This is a genomic window from Rathayibacter sp. AY1C2 (genome assembly GCF_002931195.1).
In the GTDB taxonomy this organism is placed as follows: Bacteria; Actinomycetota; Actinomycetes; order Actinomycetales; family Microbacteriaceae; genus Rathayibacter.
This window is the reverse complement of sequence record NZ_PSWG01000027.1, coordinates 1-16,181: the sequence shown is the minus strand read 5'-3', so window position 1 is coordinate 16,181 and position 16,181 is coordinate 1. Positions and strand designations below refer to the sequence as shown.

Below are 16,181 nucleotides of genomic sequence, written 5' to 3'. Positions count from 1 at the left end.
TCCCGAACCGAAGGAAGACCCGCCCCCGTGAGCATCGAGATCAACAACGAGTCGAGCGTCCCCGTCGACGAGGCCGCCCTGCTGCGCCTCGCCGGCTACGCGCTCGACTCGCTCCACGTGCACCCCGACGCCGAGCTCGCGATCGTGCTGGTCGACGAGGGCGCGATGGAGCAGCTGCACGTGCAGTGGATGGACGAGCCGGGGCCGACCGACGTGCTCAGCTTCCCGATGGACGAGCTGCGTCCCGGGACCGAGGACGAGCAGACCCCCGCGGGGCTCCTCGGCGACATCGTGCTCTGCCCGCAGGTCGCGCAGTCCCAGGCCGAGTCGGCCGGCCACTCCGTGCTCGACGAGCTGCAGCTGCTGACCGCCCACGGGCTCCTGCACCTGCTCGGCTTCGATCACGCCGAGCCGGAGGAGGAGCGCGAGATGTTCGGCATCCAGCGCGACATCCTGGTCGGCTTCCACATCAGCGAGCGACGCCGCTAGAGCGCGCCGTGCCCACTCTCCAGCTCCTCATCGCCGCCCTCGCGCTCGTCGCCGTCGGCGGCTGGTTCGCCGCGACCGACGCCGCACTCGGCGTCCTCTCGCGCAGCGACCTGCTCGACATGGCCCAGCACTCCCGCAGCGCCCGCGCTCTCCGCGCGATCGCGGGCGACATGAGCGCCCACGTCAACGTCGTCAACTTCTCGCGGATCGCGGCCGAGACGACGGCCGCGGTGTTCGTCACCACGGTGCTGGTCGTCGAGGTCCCGCAGCTCTGGCTCGCGCTCCTGCTGGCGGTCCTGATCATGGCGGCGGTCTCGTTCGTCCTGGTCGGCTCCAGCCCCCGCAGCGTCGGGCGCGCCAACGCCCGCGCGGTCCTGTCCACCAGCGCCTCGCTCGTGCACGTGCTCCGGCTCGCGCTGGGTCCGGTCGCGCACGGGCTCGTGGCCCTCGGCAACCGGGTGACGCCGGGGACCGGGCGCTCGGCGGGGTTCTCCTCCGAGGAGCAGCTGCTCAGCATGGTCGACGAGGCGACCGAGCAGGACGTGCTCGAGCAGGACGACCGCGAGCTGATCCACTCGATCTTCGAGTTCAACGACACCTTCGTCCGCGAGGTGATGGTGCCCCGCACCGACATGGTGACGATCGAGGCGACCTCCTCCGTCGGCGCCGGCATGGGGCTCCTGCTGAGCCGCGGCATCTCCCGGCTCCCCGTCATCGGCGACGGCGTCGACGACGTCCTCGGCGTGCTCTACCTGCGCGACGTGGCCCGGCACACCTACGAGCGGCCGGACGACGACGACACGGTCGCCGATCTCGCGCGCCCGGCGCTGTTCGTGCCCGAGTCGAAGAAGGCCGACGAGCTGCTCCGCCAGATGCAGCTCGAGTCCAACCACCTCGCGATGGTGGTCGACGAGTACGGCGGCATCGCGGGCCTGGTGACGCTGGAGGACCTCATCGAGGAGCTCGTCGGCGACATCTCCGACGAGTACGACCGCGAGGTCGACCTCTTCGAGGAGACGGCGCCCGGGGTCTACCGCGTCTCGGCGCGCCTGCCGGTGGACGAGCTCGGCGAGCTGTTCGAGCTCGACCTCGAGGACGACGACGTCGACTCGGTCGGCGGACTGCTGACCAAGGCCTACGGGCGCCTCCCCGAGCGCGGCGCGACGGCGCGGATCGGCGGAGTGCTGCTCGAGGCCGAGCAGGCGGACCCGCGCCGTGGGACCATCTCCACGGTGATCGTCCGCCGCGATCCCGATCTGGACACCGCCGGCGAGCCCGGCACCGGCCCCGTCGCGATCATCGCGGACGGCGGCACCACCACCCCCAGCCCGAGCACGGCTCCCACCCGCGGAGCCACGGGCGATCAGCACGAGGACGCACGATGACCGACACCACTCCCGCCGCCGCTCCCTACCGGGCGGGCTTCGTGTCCTTCGTCGGCCGCCCGAACGTGGGCAAGTCGACGCTCACGAACGCCCTCGTCGGCGAGAAGATCGCCATCACGAGCTCGAAGCCCCAGACCACGCGGCGCGCTATCCGCGGCGTGGTGCACCGCACCGACGGCCAGCTGATCGTCGTCGACACCCCCGGCATCCACCGGCCGCGCACGCTCCTCGGAGAGCGGCTGAACTCGCTCGTCACCTCGACCCTCGGCGACGTCGACGTCATCGGGATGCTGTTCCCCGCGGACGAGCCGATCGGCCCGGGAGACCGCTTCATCAACGAGCAGCTCGACTCCTTCCCGCGCGCCCGGAAGGTCGCTATCGTCTCGAAGGTCGACCTCTCCTCGAAGAAGTCCGTGGCGAAGCAGCTGCTCGCCGTCTCGGAGCTGCGCGAGTGGGACACGATCGTGCCGATCTCGGCCGTGACCGAGGAGCAGCTGGACGTCCTGGCCGTCGAGCTCCTGCGCCTGATGCCGGTCTCGCCCGCCCTCTACCCGGAGGAGGCGGTGACCGACGAGGACCTGTCCTCGCGGATCGCCGAGTTCATCCGCGAGGCCGCCCTCGAGGGCGTCTCGGACGAGCTGCCGCACTCCCTCGCCGTGACGCTCGACGACATGGTCGAGCGCGAGGACGGCTCCCTGATCGACATCTACGCCAACGTCTTCGTGGAGCGCGACAGCCAGAAGGGCATCATCATCGGCAAGGGCGGCCAGCGCCTGCGCGAGGTGGGAGCCGTCTCCCGCGAGCAGATCGAGCGCCTGCTGGGCCGTCGCGTGTTCCTCTCCATCCGGGTGAAGGTCGCCAAGGAGTGGCAGCGCGACCCGAAGCTGCTGGGGCGCCTGGGCTTCTGACGCCGGAGGACGACGGCGGTCACCCTCCAGGACGACGCCCCCGGGCGCGCGGACCCGTAGCGTGGTCCTCATGCGCGCCCTCCTCGACCGACCGGCGGCCCTGCCGATCGCCGGGGCGCTGCTCGCCGCCCTCCACCTGCTGCTCGGGCTCACCGGGGTCACTCCGACCGAGCGGATCGCCGGCGGCCTCGTGCTCGCGCTGGCCCTCGCGGTCGCGGGATTCCTGCCCGCGCTCGCCCCCTCGCTCGTCGCGGTCGGCGCGCTCGCCGACGGAGGCGTCCTGCTCGGCGGCGTCCCCGTCGACGGGGTGCTCGTCGGCCTGGTCGTCCTCTGGCAGACGACCCGCCGGGTGGGCCCCTGGACCCGTGCCCTGGCGCTCGCGGGCGGCCTGATCCTCGCCGGGATCGGCGGCGTCACCGTCGCGCTCGGCCTCTCCGGCCCGCTCGATCCGACCGGGCTCCCGGCGCGCGTGGAGTTCGTGGTCCTCGCCCTGGTCGCCCTCGCGGTCGCCTCCGTGCTCGGTGCGGCGAAGGTCCTCGTGTACCTCAACGCGCTGCGGGCGCCGGTCCTCGCGGGCGATCGGATCGACGCGCTGCTGAACCGGGTCGCCGGTCCGCAGGACCCCTTCGCGGTGGGGGTCGCCGGTGGTCAGGCGCTGGTGCTCCTCCTCGTCGCCGGCCTCCCGTTCGCCGGGGTGGAGGGCGCGATGCAGCTGCTGGTCGCGGGCGTGCTCGCGGTCGCGCTGGTGCTGCACCGGCGGTCCCCGGTCCTCGCCCTCTCGATCGCCTGGGCCGGTGCCGCCCTCCAGATGAGCGCGAGCCTCGCTCCCGGACCCGCTGATCTGGCCATCCTGGCCGTCCTCTTCGGCGCCGGCGCGTCGGAGTCGCGGCGGGTGCGGATCGCGGGCGCGGTGTCGGCCGTCCTCGGCGCCGTGATCGCCGTCGTCTACCTCGTCCTCGTCTTCGACCTCGTCGCGAGCGCCTACGACGGCCTGCTGTCGGCCGGAGCCACCTTCGGCGGGATCCTCGCGACGCTCGGCCTCTCCTGGACCATCGGACTGCTCTCGCGCTCGGTCCGCCGGGCGCGGGAGGGCCAGACCCTGCGCGCGCAGGCCGAGCAGGAGCGCGCCCGGGCGCAGCGCGAGCTCGACACCGTGGAGGAGCGCAACCGGATCGCCCGCGACATGCACGACGTCGTCGCCCACTCCCTCGCCGTCGTGATCGCGCAGGCGGACGGCGCGCGCTACCTCGGCGCCACCAGCCCCGAGCAGACCGACGCCGCGCTGCTGACCATCTCCTCCGTCGCCCGGGACGCCCTCGGCGACGTGCGCGTGCTCCTCGCCCAGCTGCGGCACTCGCAGAGCGACGGCCCGCAGCCCGGCGCCCGCGACCTGCCGGCCCTCCTCGACAGCGTGGGCGGAGCCGGAGCCCCCGTCCGCGCCGAGCTCGCCGTCGACCTGGAGGCGGTGCCGCGCGCCGTCGGTCTGGCCCTGTACCGCATCGCCCAGGAGGCGACCACGAACGCTCTCCGCCACGGCCGCCCGGGCTCGCCGCTCGACATCGCCCTGCGCCAGGACGGCGGCGAGCTCGCCCTGACCGTGCGCAACGCCCGGTGCGCCGACGTCGAGCGCGACTCCCTGCCGGGCGAGGGCCACGGCCTGGTCGGCATGCGCGAGCGCGCCGCGCTCGTCGGGGGAGTGCTCGCCGCCGGCCCGGTCGGGGACGACTTCGTCGTCGACGCGCGCCTGCCCTCCTCCCCGTCCCTCGCCCGCACCGCCCCACCCCTCGCCTCCGGAGGCAGCCCCGCATGACCGACACCATCCGCCTCGTCCTCGTCGACGACCAGGCCCTCTTCCGCGCCGGCATCCGCATGCTGCTCGGCTCGCAGCCCGACCTCGAGGTGGTCGGCGAGGCCTCGGACGGGGCGGAGGGCGCGGAGCTGGTCGCGCGGCTGGCCCCCGACGTCGTGCTGATGGACATCCGGATGCCGGGCGTCGACGGGATCGAGTCGACCCGGCGGATCCTCGCGGACGCGCAGGAGCGGCGGGTCGAGCCTCCGCGCATCCTCGTGCTGACCACCTTCGACCTCGACGAGGCCGCCGCGCGCGCCATCCGGGCGGGCGCGAGCGGCTTCCTCCTGAAGGACACGGAGCCCGGCTTCCTCCTCGCCTCCGTCCGCACCGTGCACGCGGGGACCGCCGTGGTCGCCGCCTCCGCGACCCGCGAGCTCTTCGAGCACTTCGGGGCGGCGGGCAGCGGACGCGAGACCCCGCCCGCCTTCGCGACCCTCACCGACCGCGAGCGCGAGATCTTCCACCTGGCCGCGCGGGGGATGAGCAACACCGAGATCGCGCGGGCCGAGTTCCTGAGCGAGGCGACGGTGAAGACGCACATCAGCCGCACCCTCGGCAAGCTCGGCCTGCGCGACCGTGTGCAGCTGGTGGTCTACGCCTACGAGAACGGCCTGGTCTCCTAGCGCGGGACGCCGGGGTGACGCGCCGCGGGGGCGGTGCTACCCTGACCGGGTGCGCTTCGGACAGCTCCTCCTTCTCCGCCGCGACGAGATCTGATCCTCAGGCCATCCTCGTCGCGGAGTCCGTCGTCGGCTGAACCATCCCTCGCCCGCGAGGTCGATCCGCATCCGGATCCCCGCGAGACCGCCCGACCGGCACCGCCCACCAGCGGAGCCGCACGCGAGCGGGATCGGTCACGAGCGAGAACAGACACGTGCGCACCACTGCGCCGGGAGAGCACCTCATGCTGAACAACCAGAAGCCGTCGCCCATGCCGATCGGCAAGTACCGTCCCTTCCACGAGCTGATCGCCGTGGACCTGCCCGACCGCACCTGGCCGTCGAAGCGCATCACCGCCGCGCCCCGCTGGTGCGCCGTGGACCTCCGCGACGGCAACCAGGCGCTCATCGACCCGATGAGCCCCGAGCGCAAGCGCATCATGTTCGATCTGCTGGTCCGGATGGGCTACAAGGAGATCGAGGTCGGGTTCCCGAGCGCGAGCCAGACCGACTTCGACTTCGTGCGCAGCCTCATCGAGGAGGGCGCGATCCCCGAGGACGTCACCATCCAGGTGCTGACCCAGGCCCGCGACCACCTGATCGAGCGCACCTACGAGTCGATCCGCGGCGCGCGCCAGGCGATCGTGCACCTCTACAACTCCACGAGCGTGCTGCAGCGCGAGGTCGTGTTCCGCAAGGACCGTCAGGGCATCATCGACATCGCGCTGGCCGGCGCCCGCAAGTGCCGCGAGATGGAGTCGACCGTCCCCGGCACGGCCGTCTACTACGAGTACTCGCCCGAGAGCTACACCGGCACCGAGCTCGACTTCGCCCGCGAGATCTGCGATCGCGTCGTCGAGGTCTTCGAGCCGACTCCCGAGCGCAAGGTCATCCTGAACCTGCCCGCCACCGTCGAGATGGCCACCCCGAACGTCTACGCCGACTCGATCGAGTGGATGAGCCGCAACCTCGCGCAGCGCGAGAACATCGTGCTGTCGCTGCACCCCCACAACGACCGCGGCACGGCCGTGGCGGCCGCCGAGCTGGGCTACCTGGCCGGCGCGGACCGGATCGAGGGCTGCCTCTTCGGCAACGGCGAGCGCACCGGCAACGTCGACCTGGTCGCGCTGGGCGTGAACCTGTTCACCCAGGGGATCGACCCGCAGATCGACTTCAGCGACATGGACGGCATCAAGCGCACCGCCGAGTACTGCAACCAGCTGCCCGTGCCCGAGCGCAGCCCCTGGGCGGGCGACCTGGTCTTCACCGCCTTCAGCGGCTCGCACCAGGACGCCATCAAGAAGGGCTTCGAGGCGATGCACGCCGAGGCCGAGCGGACCGGCCGCAGCGTCGACGAGCTCACCTGGGCCGTGCCCTACCTGCCGGTGGACCCGAAGGACCTGGGCCGCTCCTACGAGGCGGTCATCCGCGTCAACTCGCAGTCCGGCAAGGGCGGAGTCGCGTACCTGCTGAAGACGGACCACGCGCTCGACCTGCCGCGCCGGCTGCAGATCGAGTTCTCGGGCGTCGTGCAGGCCAAGACCGACGCCGAGGGCGGCGAGGTCACGAGCGAGCAGATCTGGACGGTGTTCCAGGACGAGTACCTGCCGGCGCCCGCCGAGCGCGCCGACGAGAAGTGGGGCCGCTTCGAGCTGCTGCGCACGAACACGTCGAGCGATCTGGGCGGCAGCATCGCGCTGGACGCGGTCCTCCGGGTGGGCGACGAGCGCGTCTCGGCCAGCTCGCGGGGCAACGGCCCGATCAACGCCTTCGAGGCCGTGCTGGAGCAGCAGGGCGTCGAGGTCCGGGTCCTCGACTACGTCGAGCACGCGCTCAGCGCCGGCGGCGACGCGCTGGCCGCCTCGTACGTCGAGTGCACGGTGAACGGCCGCACCCTGTGGGGCGTGGGCGTGGACGCCGACATCTCGACCGCCTCCCTCAAGGCCATCGTCTCTGCCGTCAACCGCGCCCTGCGCGAGGAGGTCCCGGTCCGCGAGCTGGCCGGCGCCTCCGCCTGATCGGGCCCGATCCCCGCCGGGGGAGCCGTGATGCGTCGCGGCTCCCCCGGCGTTCCCGTGCGCGGACCGCGCCGGACTCCGCTCCCTGCGTCCGGGTCGGCCGCCGCTAGGTCCGGCGGCGCCAGCGCAGACGCGGCACCCCGCTGAGCGCGCGCTGCTCGGGCAGGCTCCAGCCGTAGCGGACCGCGAGCAGGCGGATGACCGTGGTCACGCCCACCGCGAGCGGCGCGGCGAAGTCGATCGTCACTCCGAAGCGCAGCGCGAGGACCAGGACGCCGGTGCCCACCGAGGCGGCGACCGCGTAGAGCGAGCCGACGTGCATCAGCGCGATCGGCCGGTTCAGCAGGATGTCGCGGACGACGGATCCGCCGACGGCCGAGACGGTGCCGACGAACACGGCCGGCACCTCCGGCACGCCGAGCGACAGGGCCTTCGTGGTGCCGATCGCGCCGAAGAGCCCGAGGGTCAGCGCGTCGAGGGCGGTGATCGTCCCGTCGACCCGGTTCAGCAGGTGCTGGAGCAGCATCCCGAGCAGGGAAGCGGTCACCGCGACGATCAGGTACGCGTCGGTGTGCAGTGCCACCAGGGGCGTCTGGAGCAGCAGATCGCGGAGCACGCCGCCGCCGAGGCCGGTGGCCGTGCCGATGATCGTGACGCCGAGCAGGTCGATCCGGCGGTCGCGGAACTCGCCCGCGAACATCGCGCCCTGGAGGCAGCCGATGGCGATCGCGAGCAGGTCGGCCCAGGCCGGGATCTCGAAGAGGGAGGCTGCCACCCGGACATCGTTCCACGGCGCGGGCCCTGCTCCGGCCGGGCTGCCAGCCGGGTGTCGGGGGTCGGGGGGATAATCGGAGGATGCCCACCTATCGCGACGAAGCCGTGGTGCTCCGCACGCACAAGCTGGGCGAGGCCGACCGCATCGTGACGCTGCTCTCGCGCAGCCACGGCAAGATCCGCGCGGTGGCGAAGGGCGTTCGCAAGACCGGCTCCAAGTTCGGCTCGCGGCTCGAGCCGTTCATGGTCGCCGACCTCCAGCTCTACGAGGGCCGGAGCCTCGACATCGTCACGCAGGCCGAGTCGCTCGGCGCCTACGGTGCGCTGATCGCCGCCGACTACGACAGCTACACGGCGGCGAGCGCGATGGTCGAGACGGCGGACCGCCTCACCGACGCGGACGCCTCCCTGCAGCAGTACCTGCTGCTCGTCGGGGCCCTGCGCTCGCTCTCGAAGCACGAGCACGAGCCGGTGCTGACGCTCGACTCCTACCTCCTGCGGGCGCTCTCGATCGCGGGCTGGGCGCCCAGCTTCGAGGACTGCGCGCGCTGCGGCGCGCCCGGGCCCCACGGCGCGATCGTGGTGCAGCTCGGAGGCGTCGTCTGCGCCGACTGCACGCCGCCCGGCGCACCGCGGGTCGCTCCGGAGGTCGTGGTCCTGCTGGGCGCACTGCTCACGGGAGACTGGGCCCACGCCGAGACCACCGAGCCGACCACGCGGTCGCGGGCGAGCGGAGTGGTCGCCGCCTACACGCAGTTCCACCTCGAACGCGGTCTGAGATCCCTGGAGCACGTCACCCGATGAAGCCCTTCACCCACAAGGACGCCGAGCCGTACCGCCCCCTCGACTGGACCGGGATCCACCCGCCCGCGATCCCGCGGAAGGCCGTTCCGGGGCACGTCGCCATCGTGATGGACGGGAACGGCCGCTGGGCGAACTCCCGCGGCCTGACTCGGATCGAGGGGCACAAGCGCGGCGAGACGGCGCTGCTGGACGTCGTGGCCGGAGCGATCCAGATCGGCGTGAAGCACCTCAGCGTCTACGCGTTCTCGACCGAGAACTGGAAGCGCTCGCCCGAGGAGGTGCGCTTCCTGATGGGCTTCAACCGCGATGTGCTGCATCGCCGCCGCGATCAGCTCAACGAGTGGGGCGTGCGCATCCGCTGGGCCGGCCGGAAGCCGCGCCTGTGGGCGTCGGTGATCAACGAGCTGCAGTTCGCCGAGCGGATGACCGCGGACAACGACGTGCTGACGCTCACCATGTGCGTCAACTACGGCGGGCGCACCGAGATCGCCGACGCGGTGCAGCGGCTCGCCGCCGAGGTCCAGGCGGGGCGGCTCAAGCCCTCCGGCATCTCCGAGAAGACGATCGCCAAGGCGCTCTACGTGCCCGAGATGCCGGACGTCGACCTCTTCGTGCGCTCCTCCGGCGAGCAGCGCACCAGCAACTTCCTGCTCTGGCAGAGCGCCTACGCCGAGATGGTGTTCCTCGACCGGCTCTGGCCGGACTTCACGCGGACCGACCTCTGGGACGCGATCGAGCACTACTCCGGCCGCTCCCGCCGCTTCGGCGGCGCGGTCGACGTGCCGGGGGCCTCCTCGTGATCCGGGTCGGAATCGTCGGCTTCGGGCTCGCGGGCAGCGTCTTCCACGGTCCGTTCCTCGCGGCGGATCCCGCTTTCGAGGTCGTCGCCGTCTCCACCCGCGACGCCGGTCGGAGGGCCGCGGCCTCCGCCGCGCATCCCGAGGCCCGGATCGTGCCCGACCTCGACGCGGTGCTCGCCGAGCGGCCGGAGCTGGTCGTGCTCGCCTCGCCGCCGTCGGTGCACCGGGAGCAGGCCGTCCGAGTGCTCGAGGCCGGAGTCGCCGTCGTGATCGACAAGCCCTTCGCACCGAGCGCGGCCGACGCGGACGCGATCATCGCCGCCTCCGAGCGGAGCGGTGCGCCCGTCTTCGTCTTCCAGAACCGGCGCTGGGACGCCGATCTGCTCACCCTCCGCCGCCTCCTGGGCGAAGGGGTCCTCGGCGAGGTCCTCCGCTTCGAGTCGACCTTCGAGCGCTGGAGCGCGCCGAAGACGGGCCGGTGGCAGAGCGAGACGGATCCGGCCGAGGGTGGCGGGATCCTCTTCGATCTCGGCAGCCACCTGGTCGACCAGGCGCTGCTGCTGTTCGGCCCGGCGGTCGTCACGGCGGCCGAGACCCGGACCGTCCATGAGGGCTCCGCGAGCGAGGACGACGCGTTCGTCTCGCTCCTGCATCACAGCGGCGTCCGCTCCCACCTCACCATGAGCCGCGTCGCCCGGGCGACCGGCCCCCGCTTCCGCGTGCTCGGCACCCGCGCCGCCTTCAGCGTCGACGGTCTCGATCCGCAGGAGACCGCGCTCCGCACCGGCGGCGCCCGACCGGACGACGACGGCTTCGGCGAGGTCGCGCCGGAGGGATGGGGCGTCCTCGTCGACGACTCCGGCGCACACCCCGTGCCGAGTGAGCGGGGACGCTACGCCGCGTTCCTCGAGCAGGTCGCGCGGTCCCTCCAGGACGGCGCTCCCTCGCCGGTCGACGTCCGCGAGGCCCGCGAGGTCGTCGCCGTGCTCGAGCAGGCGCACGCCCTCGCCGCCCGCTGACCGGGCCCGCCGCCGGCGCGCCCGGTCGCTCCCCGGTCTTGGCGATCCGGCTCCGGAGCGTCATCCTCGAGAGGTGAGCACCGCACTGCCGAACTCCGCCGACCTGCGCGCGCGCTTCGCCGGTGCTCGCGGCTACCACAACGCCTGCACCCTCGGCCTGCCGTCGCGGGAGACCGTCGAGGCGCTGCGGGCGGACCTCGACGGCTGGTCGTCCGGGGAGAGCACGGCCGCCGCCTACGGCGCTGTCGCCGAGCGCGCGCGTGCCTCGTTCGCCGCGATCGCCGGCGTCCCGGTCGACCGTGTCGCGATCGGCTCGCAGACCTCCGCCATGGCCGCCGTGCTCGCCGCCTCGCTGCCCGACGGGGCCCGCGTGCTCTGCGTGGACGGCGACTTCTCCTCCATCGTGTTCCCCTTCCTCGCCCAGGCGCACCGCGGAGTGACCGTGCGCTCCGTCGCGCTCGAGGCGCTGTCCGACTCCGTCGAGGACGGGGACGACCTCGTCGTCTTCTCCGCCGTGCAGTCGAGCAGCGGAGCGCTCGCCGACCTCGACGCCGTCCTCGAGGCGGCCGCGCGCCACGGAGTGCGGACCGCGTGCGACCTCACGCAGGCGGCCGGCGTCCTGCCGGTCGACGCCTCCCGCTTCGACGCGACCCTCACCCACGCCTACAAATGGCTGTGCTCGCCGCGCGGAGTGGCGTTCCTCACCGTCTCGCCCGCCTACGCGGCCGAGCTCGTCCCCGTGCAGGCGGGCTGGTACTCGGGGGAGGACGTGTGGTCGTCCTGCTACGGTCCGGCCATGCACCTGGCCGAGAACGCCCGCCGCTTCGACGTCTCGCCGGCCTGGCAGGCGTTCGCCGGCGCCGAGGCGTCGCTCGCTCTGTTCCGCTCGCTCGACCTCGACGCGGTCTGGGCGCACGCCTCCGGCCTCGGCGACCTGCTGTGCGAGCGGCTGGACCGGGAGCCTCAGCACCGGGCGCTGGTGTCCTGGCCGGACGAGGGGGAAGCGGACCTGGAGCTGCTGCAGGCCGCGGGTCTGCGCGTCTCGGGCCGCGGCGGCCGGCTCCGCATCGCCTTCCACCTCTGGAACGACGAGTCCGACGTGGACGAGCTCGTCCGCGTGCTGCGGGAATAGCGGGGCGCCCCCTCCGTTGTCCTGGGGGTGAGTGCTGAGCCGAGCCCCCTGTCCGTCGACGTCTGGTCCGACATCGCCTGCCCCTGGTGCTACATCGGGAAGCGCCGGTTCGAGCGCGGGCTCGAGGCCTTCCGCGCCGCGCACCCCGAGGCTCCGGAGGTCGTCGTGGAGTACCGCAGCTTCGAGCTCTCGCCGGACACGCCGGAGGACTACCGCGGGGGAGAGGCGGCGTTCCTCGCCGAGCACAAGGGCATCCCGGAGGCGCAGGCGCAGCAGATGCTCGACTCCGTCACGGCGGTCGCGGCGGGCGTCGGCCTCGACTACCACTTCGAGTCGGTGCGTCACGTCAAGACGGTCACCGCCCACCAGGCGCTCCACCACGCCAAGGAGAACGGACTGCAGCTCGAGCTCGTCGAGCGTCTCCTGAGCGCGTACTTCGTCGAGGGCCGCGACCTGGCCGATCCGGAGGTGCTCGCCTCGCTCGCCGGCGAGGTCGGGCTCGACCCGGCGGAGACGCGCCGCGCTCTCGAGGACCGGCGCTACCTCGGGCGGGTGCAGTCCGACATCGCCCAGGCCCGCGAGTACGGGATCTCGGGGGTGCCGTTCTTCGTCCTCGACGGGCGCTTCGGCGTCTCCGGCGCCCAGGAGCCGGCGGCGTTCACCGAGGTCCTCGAGCACGTGCTGGAGCAGCGGGCGGCCGTCGCGTGAGCGGGCCGTTCGAGATGCTGGGCGACTCCGGCGGGCCGCTGTGCGAGGACGGCGTCTGCGCCGTGCCGCAGGCCGCGGAAGCGCAGGCCGAGGTGCCGCCGATCAGCGCGGAGGCTCCTCCACGGTGATGTCGGCCACGGTCGCGCCGTAGGCGGCCACGAGGGCGTCCGCGTCGACGAAGGCGCTGCGCCCGTCGGCGCCCGCACCCATCGCGACGCGGCGGCCGAGGATCCGCTCGTCGGCGTAGACCGGCCAGGCCGTCGTGGACCCGATCGGGGTGATGGTGCCGCGCCGGTAGCCGGTCGCCTCGAGGGCGGCCGTCTCGTCCGGGAGGCGGAGCTTGTTCACTCCGACCACCGCGCGCAGCTTCGGCCACGCGATCTGCCGCCCGCCGGGGACCAGGGCGAACAGGTAGCCGCCGTCGTGGCGCTTCACCACGAGCGACTTCACGATGTCGCCGGGCTCGATGCCGAGCAGCGCGGCCGCCTCGTGCAGGCTGCCGGCAGCGGGCCTCTCCACGATCTCGACCGCCAGGCCGCGGGCGGACGCGTCCGCCTCCAGCCGCTGCGAACCGTCCTCCACAGGTGTGCTCCCGTTCATCTCTCCACCTCTCCGCTCGTCACTCCGCCTTCCCCAACACAGGATCTGGGAGAATCGATACCGATGTCCTCCACTCTCACGGCCGCCCCTCCCGCGCGCACCGCGCCGGCGCTCCGGATCGGCCCCCTCGAACTCGACGCGCCGGTGGTGCTCGCCCCCATGGCGGGCATCACCAACACGGCGTTCCGCCGCCTCTGCCGCGAGTTCGGCAACGGCCTCTACGTGAGCGAGATGATCACCTCCCGCGCGCTCGTCGAGCGCACGCCGGAATCGATGCGCCTCATCCGCCACCACCCCAGCGAGTCGGTGCGCTCGATCCAGCTCTACGGAGTGGACCCGGTCACGGTCGCCGAGGCGGTCACCATGCTCGTCGCCGAGGACCGGGCCGACCACATCGACCTCAACTTCGGCTGCCCCGTGCCCAAGGTCACCCGGAAGGGCGGGGGAGCGGCCCTGCCGTGGAAGCTCCCGCTGTTCCGGCAGATCGTCGAGGGCGCTGTGAAGGCCGCCGGCGACGTCCCGCTCACCGTCAAGATGCGCAAGGGCATCGACCCGGACCACCTCACCTACCTCGAGGCCGCCCGTGCCGCCGAGGGCGCCGGAGTCGCGTCGATCGCGCTGCACGCGCGCACCGCCTCCGAGTTCTACAGCGGGCACGCCGACTGGTCGGCGATCGCCACGCTCAAGGAGACGGTCACGAGCGTGCCCGTGCTGGGCAACGGCGACATCTGGTCGGCCGAGGACGCGCTGCGGATGATGGCCGAGACGGGCTGCGACGGAGTCGTCGTCGGTCGCGGCTGCCTCGGGCGCCCCTGGCTCTTCGGCGACCTCGCCGCCGCGTTCGCCGGCTCCGACGAGCGGTTCCGCCCCTCGCTCGGACAGGTCGCCGAGGCGTTCCGCCGCCACGCGGAGCTGCTCGTCGACTTCTTCGAGAGCGAGGAGCGCGGCTGCCGCGACATCCGCAAGCACGTCGCCTGGTACTTCAAGGGCTACGCCGTCGGCGGCGACCTCCGCGCCCGCCTGGCCACGGTCGAGACGCTCGCGCAGCTCGACGAGCTCCTGGCGACGCTCGACTGGACGCAGCCCTACCCGGGCGAGGCGGCCGAGGGGCAGCGGGGCCGCGCCGGCTCGCCCAAGGTCCCCTCCCTCCCGGACCGCTGGCTCGAGTCCCGCGAGCTCGACGCCGGGCAGCGCGACGCGGTCTCGGCCGCCGAGATCCACAACAGCGGTGGATGACCGCGCGCTCTGGGGGTACTCGCTCTTCGACACCGAGCGATTCCTGCCGGAGGACCACTCGACCCGCCGCTCCGACTTCGCCCGCGACCGCGCCCGGCTCTTCCACTCCAGCGCGCTCCGCCGCCTGGCCGCGAAGACCCAGGTGCTCAGCCCCACGGCGGGCGTCGACTTCGCGCGCAACCGCCTGACACACTCGCTCGAGGTGGCGCAGATCGGCCGGGAGCTCGCCACGAGCCTCGACCTCGACCCCGACGTCGTCGACACGGCCTGCCTCGCGCACGACATCGGGCATCCGCCGTTCGGGCACAACGGCGAGCGCGCGCTCAACACCTGGGCCGAGGGGATCGGCGGCTTCGAGGGCAACGCGCAGACCTTCCGGCTGCTCACGCGGCTCGAGCCGAAGGTGTTCGGCGACGACGCCCGCCCCTACGGGCTGAACCTCACCCGCGCCAGCATCGACGCGAGCTGCAAGTACCCCTGGCCCGACACGCGCTCGGTCGCCGACCCGTCGGGGCGCGCCAAGTTCGGCTTCTACGCCGACGACGCCCCCGCGTTCGCCTGGATGCGCGAGGGCGCCCCCGAGGGGGTGCGCTGCATCGAGGCCGAGGTGATGGACCTCTCGGACGACATCGCGTACTCCGTGCACGACTTCGAGGACGCGGTGGTCTCCGGCTACATCGACGTCGAAGCACTCGGCTCCCGCGCCGACCACGAGGACCTCGTGCAGTCGATGCACTCCTGGGTCGGCGGGGAGGTCGGACACGACGAGCTCGTCGCCGCTTTCGACCGTCTCGACTCGCTCGACGTGTGGGTCTCCTCCTGGGACGGCTCCCGCCGCGACCAGGCCCGGCTCAAGAACCTCACCAGCCAGCTCATCGGCCGCTTCGCCGCCGCCGCCACCGAGGCCACCCGCGAGGCGTACCAGCACCCCGACCTCGTCCGCTTCGGCGGCCACGTCGTCGTCCCCCGCGAGCAGCAGGCCGAGATCGCCGTGCTCAAGGGGATCGTCGCGACGTTCGTGATGTCGCGGAACACCCGCCAGCCCATCTACGCCCAGCAGCGCGAAGTCCTCACCCGCCTCGCCGACACCCTCCTCGACCGCGGCCCGGGAACCCTCGAGCCCGGCTTCGCCGAGGACTGGCACGCCGCCCCCGACGACGACGCCCGCCGCCGCGTCGTCGTCGACCAGGTCGCCAACCTCACCGACCAGAGCGCCCTCGCCTGGTTCGAGAGGCTGTGCTGATGCGCTGAGCCGGGCGGCGCCCGGCTCAGCTGTGCCGCCGGTCCCTGCTCGGCGTCACCGCGGTCGGCTTGTCGAGGTGGTGCGTTCCAGGGAGCGGGGTGCGTCCGCCTGAGGCGATCCGCTGTTACGCGGATCGTCCGTTCGGCGGTGCCGGTGGCACGCCGGTCCTTGCCCGGCGTGGCGCGGTCGGCTTCTCGGGGTGGTGCGTTTCGTAGAGCGGGGTGCGTCCGCCTAGGGCGATCCGCTGGCACGCGGATCGGCCGTTCGGGGGTGCCGGTGCACGCCGGTCACCGCCAGGCGTCGCCGCGGTCGGCTTGTCGGGGTAGTGCGATTCGTGGAGCGGGGTGCGTCCGCCTGGGGCGATCCGCTGGCACGCGGATCGGCCGTTCAGCGGTGCCGGGGCACGCCGGTCACCGCCAGGCGTCACCGCGGTCGGCTTGTCGGGGTGGTGGGTTCCAGGGAGCCGGGTGCGTCGTCTGAGGCGATGTGCTGGTGTGCGGGTCGGCCGGTCGGCTCGGAGGGCGGGGAGGGCACCGCACCGCGAGGCGCGGAGG

15 protein-coding genes are annotated in these 16,181 nt (G+C 73.0%); 13 read left to right on the top strand and 2 right to left on the bottom strand.

Going from position 1 to position 16,181, the window contains the following annotated elements; all coding sequences use genetic code 11:
* Positions 1-27 precede the first annotated feature (27 nt).
* From ybeY to leuA, 6 genes are all read left to right on the top strand, one after another.
* On the top strand, positions 28-489 hold the full coding sequence (ybeY, locus tag C5C55_RS14935; RefSeq protein WP_104223424.1) for an rRNA maturation RNase YbeY: 462 nt from the start codon (positions 28-30) through the stop codon (positions 487-489).
* A gap of 8 nt (positions 490-497) precedes the next feature.
* Entirely contained in the window at positions 498-1,874 is a 1,377-nt protein-coding gene (locus C5C55_RS14930; RefSeq protein ID WP_104223425.1) for a hemolysin family protein, read from the top strand.
* Complete coding sequence (era, locus tag C5C55_RS14925) at positions 1,871-2,782, top strand: GTPase Era (RefSeq protein ID WP_104223426.1); 912 nt, start codon at positions 1,871-1,873, stop codon at positions 2,780-2,782. Before C5C55_RS14930 ends, era begins: the two co-directional genes overlap by 4 nt.
* Positions 2,783-2,852: 70 nt before the next feature.
* The gene (locus tag C5C55_RS14920; protein ID WP_146080963.1) at positions 2,853-4,592 is read left to right on the top strand and encodes a sensor histidine kinase; all 1,740 of its coding nucleotides are present in this window, start codon (positions 2,853-2,855) and stop codon (positions 4,590-4,592) included.
* A complete protein-coding gene (locus C5C55_RS14915; RefSeq protein ID WP_104234459.1) occupies positions 4,589-5,257 on the top strand; it encodes a response regulator transcription factor in 669 nt (222 codons plus the stop codon). Before C5C55_RS14920 ends, C5C55_RS14915 begins: the two co-directional genes overlap by 4 nt.
* 281 nt (positions 5,258-5,538) lie before the next feature.
* Entirely contained in the window at positions 5,539-7,311 is a 1,773-nt protein-coding gene (gene leuA, locus C5C55_RS14910) for a 2-isopropylmalate synthase (protein WP_104234458.1), read from the top strand.
* Positions 7,312-7,417: 106 nt separating this feature from the next.
* Here the strand turns inward: leuA and C5C55_RS14905 are convergent, their stop codons facing one another.
* Entirely contained in the window at positions 7,418-8,086 is a 669-nt protein-coding gene (locus tag C5C55_RS14905; protein ID WP_104223430.1) for a trimeric intracellular cation channel family protein, read from the bottom strand.
* An 80-nt stretch (positions 8,087-8,166) separates the two neighbouring features.
* On the opposite strand from C5C55_RS14905, the gene recO reads away from it, so the two are divergent.
* The 5 genes from recO to C5C55_RS14880 all read left to right on the top strand — a co-directional run bounded on the left by recO (position 8,167) and on the right by C5C55_RS14880 (position 12,548).
* A complete protein-coding gene (recO, locus tag C5C55_RS14900) occupies positions 8,167-8,889 on the top strand; it encodes a DNA repair protein RecO (protein WP_104234457.1) in 723 nt (240 codons plus the stop codon).
* A complete protein-coding gene (locus tag C5C55_RS14895) occupies positions 8,886-9,689 on the top strand; it encodes an isoprenyl transferase (protein WP_104234456.1) in 804 nt (267 codons plus the stop codon). Before recO ends, C5C55_RS14895 begins: the two co-directional genes overlap by 4 nt.
* Positions 9,686-10,708, top strand: a complete 1,023-nt coding sequence (locus C5C55_RS14890) for a Gfo/Idh/MocA family oxidoreductase (protein ID WP_104234455.1) — start codon at positions 9,686-9,688, stop codon at positions 10,706-10,708. The genes C5C55_RS14895 and C5C55_RS14890 overlap by 4 nt, the downstream gene beginning before the upstream one ends.
* A gap of 73 nt (positions 10,709-10,781) precedes the next feature.
* Complete coding sequence (locus tag C5C55_RS14885; RefSeq protein WP_104234454.1) at positions 10,782-11,840, top strand: aminotransferase class V-fold PLP-dependent enzyme; 1,059 nt, start codon at positions 10,782-10,784, stop codon at positions 11,838-11,840.
* Positions 11,841-11,867: 27 nt separating this feature from the next.
* Positions 11,868-12,548 (top strand): DsbA family protein, encoded by a 681-nt coding sequence (locus C5C55_RS14880; RefSeq protein WP_104234453.1) that lies wholly within the window; start codon positions 11,868-11,870, stop codon positions 12,546-12,548.
* 102 nt (positions 12,549-12,650) lie between these two features.
* Here C5C55_RS14880 and C5C55_RS14875 read toward each other — a convergent pair whose 3' ends face one another.
* Positions 12,651-13,148 carry an aminoacyl-tRNA deacylase gene (locus C5C55_RS14875; RefSeq protein WP_104223436.1) on the bottom strand — a complete coding sequence of 166 codons (498 nt, stop codon included), beginning with the start codon at positions 13,146-13,148 and terminating at the stop codon, positions 12,651-12,653.
* A gap of 63 nt (positions 13,149-13,211) precedes the next feature.
* On the opposite strand from C5C55_RS14875, the gene dusB reads away from it, so the two are divergent.
* The gene (dusB, locus tag C5C55_RS14870; protein WP_104234452.1) at positions 13,212-14,384 is read left to right on the top strand and encodes a tRNA dihydrouridine synthase DusB; all 1,173 of its coding nucleotides are present in this window, start codon (positions 13,212-13,214) and stop codon (positions 14,382-14,384) included.
* Positions 14,377-15,627: a deoxyguanosinetriphosphate triphosphohydrolase gene (locus C5C55_RS14865; RefSeq protein WP_104234451.1), complete on the top strand. Its 1,251-nt coding sequence runs from the start codon at positions 14,377-14,379 to the stop codon at positions 15,625-15,627. The genes dusB and C5C55_RS14865 overlap by 8 nt, the downstream gene beginning before the upstream one ends.
* The last annotated feature ends 554 nt before the right edge of the window (positions 15,628-16,181 follow it).

Excerpts from the sequence above, each read along its gene's own strand:
- era (WP_104223426.1), top strand. The coding sequence starts at position 1,871 with ATGACCGACACCACTCCCGCCGCCGCTCCCTACCGGGCGGGCTTCGTG.
- C5C55_RS14920 (WP_146080963.1), top strand. The coding sequence starts at position 2,853 with ATGCGCGCCCTCCTCGACCGACCGGCGGCCCTGCCGATCGCCGGGGCG.
- C5C55_RS14915 (WP_104234459.1), top strand. The coding sequence starts at position 4,589 with ATGACCGACACCATCCGCCTCGTCCTCGTCGACGACCAGGCCCTCTTC.
- leuA (WP_104234458.1), top strand. The coding sequence starts at position 5,539 with ATGCTGAACAACCAGAAGCCGTCGCCCATGCCGATCGGCAAGTACCGT.
- recO (WP_104234457.1), top strand. The coding sequence starts at position 8,167 with ATGCCCACCTATCGCGACGAAGCCGTGGTGCTCCGCACGCACAAGCTG.
- C5C55_RS14895 (WP_104234456.1), top strand. The coding sequence starts at position 8,886 with ATGAAGCCCTTCACCCACAAGGACGCCGAGCCGTACCGCCCCCTCGAC.
- C5C55_RS14875 (WP_104223436.1), bottom strand. The coding sequence starts at position 13,148 with ATGAACGGGAGCACACCTGTGGAGGACGGTTCGCAGCGGCTGGAGGCG.
- dusB (WP_104234452.1), top strand. The coding sequence starts at position 13,212 with ATGTCCTCCACTCTCACGGCCGCCCCTCCCGCGCGCACCGCGCCGGCG.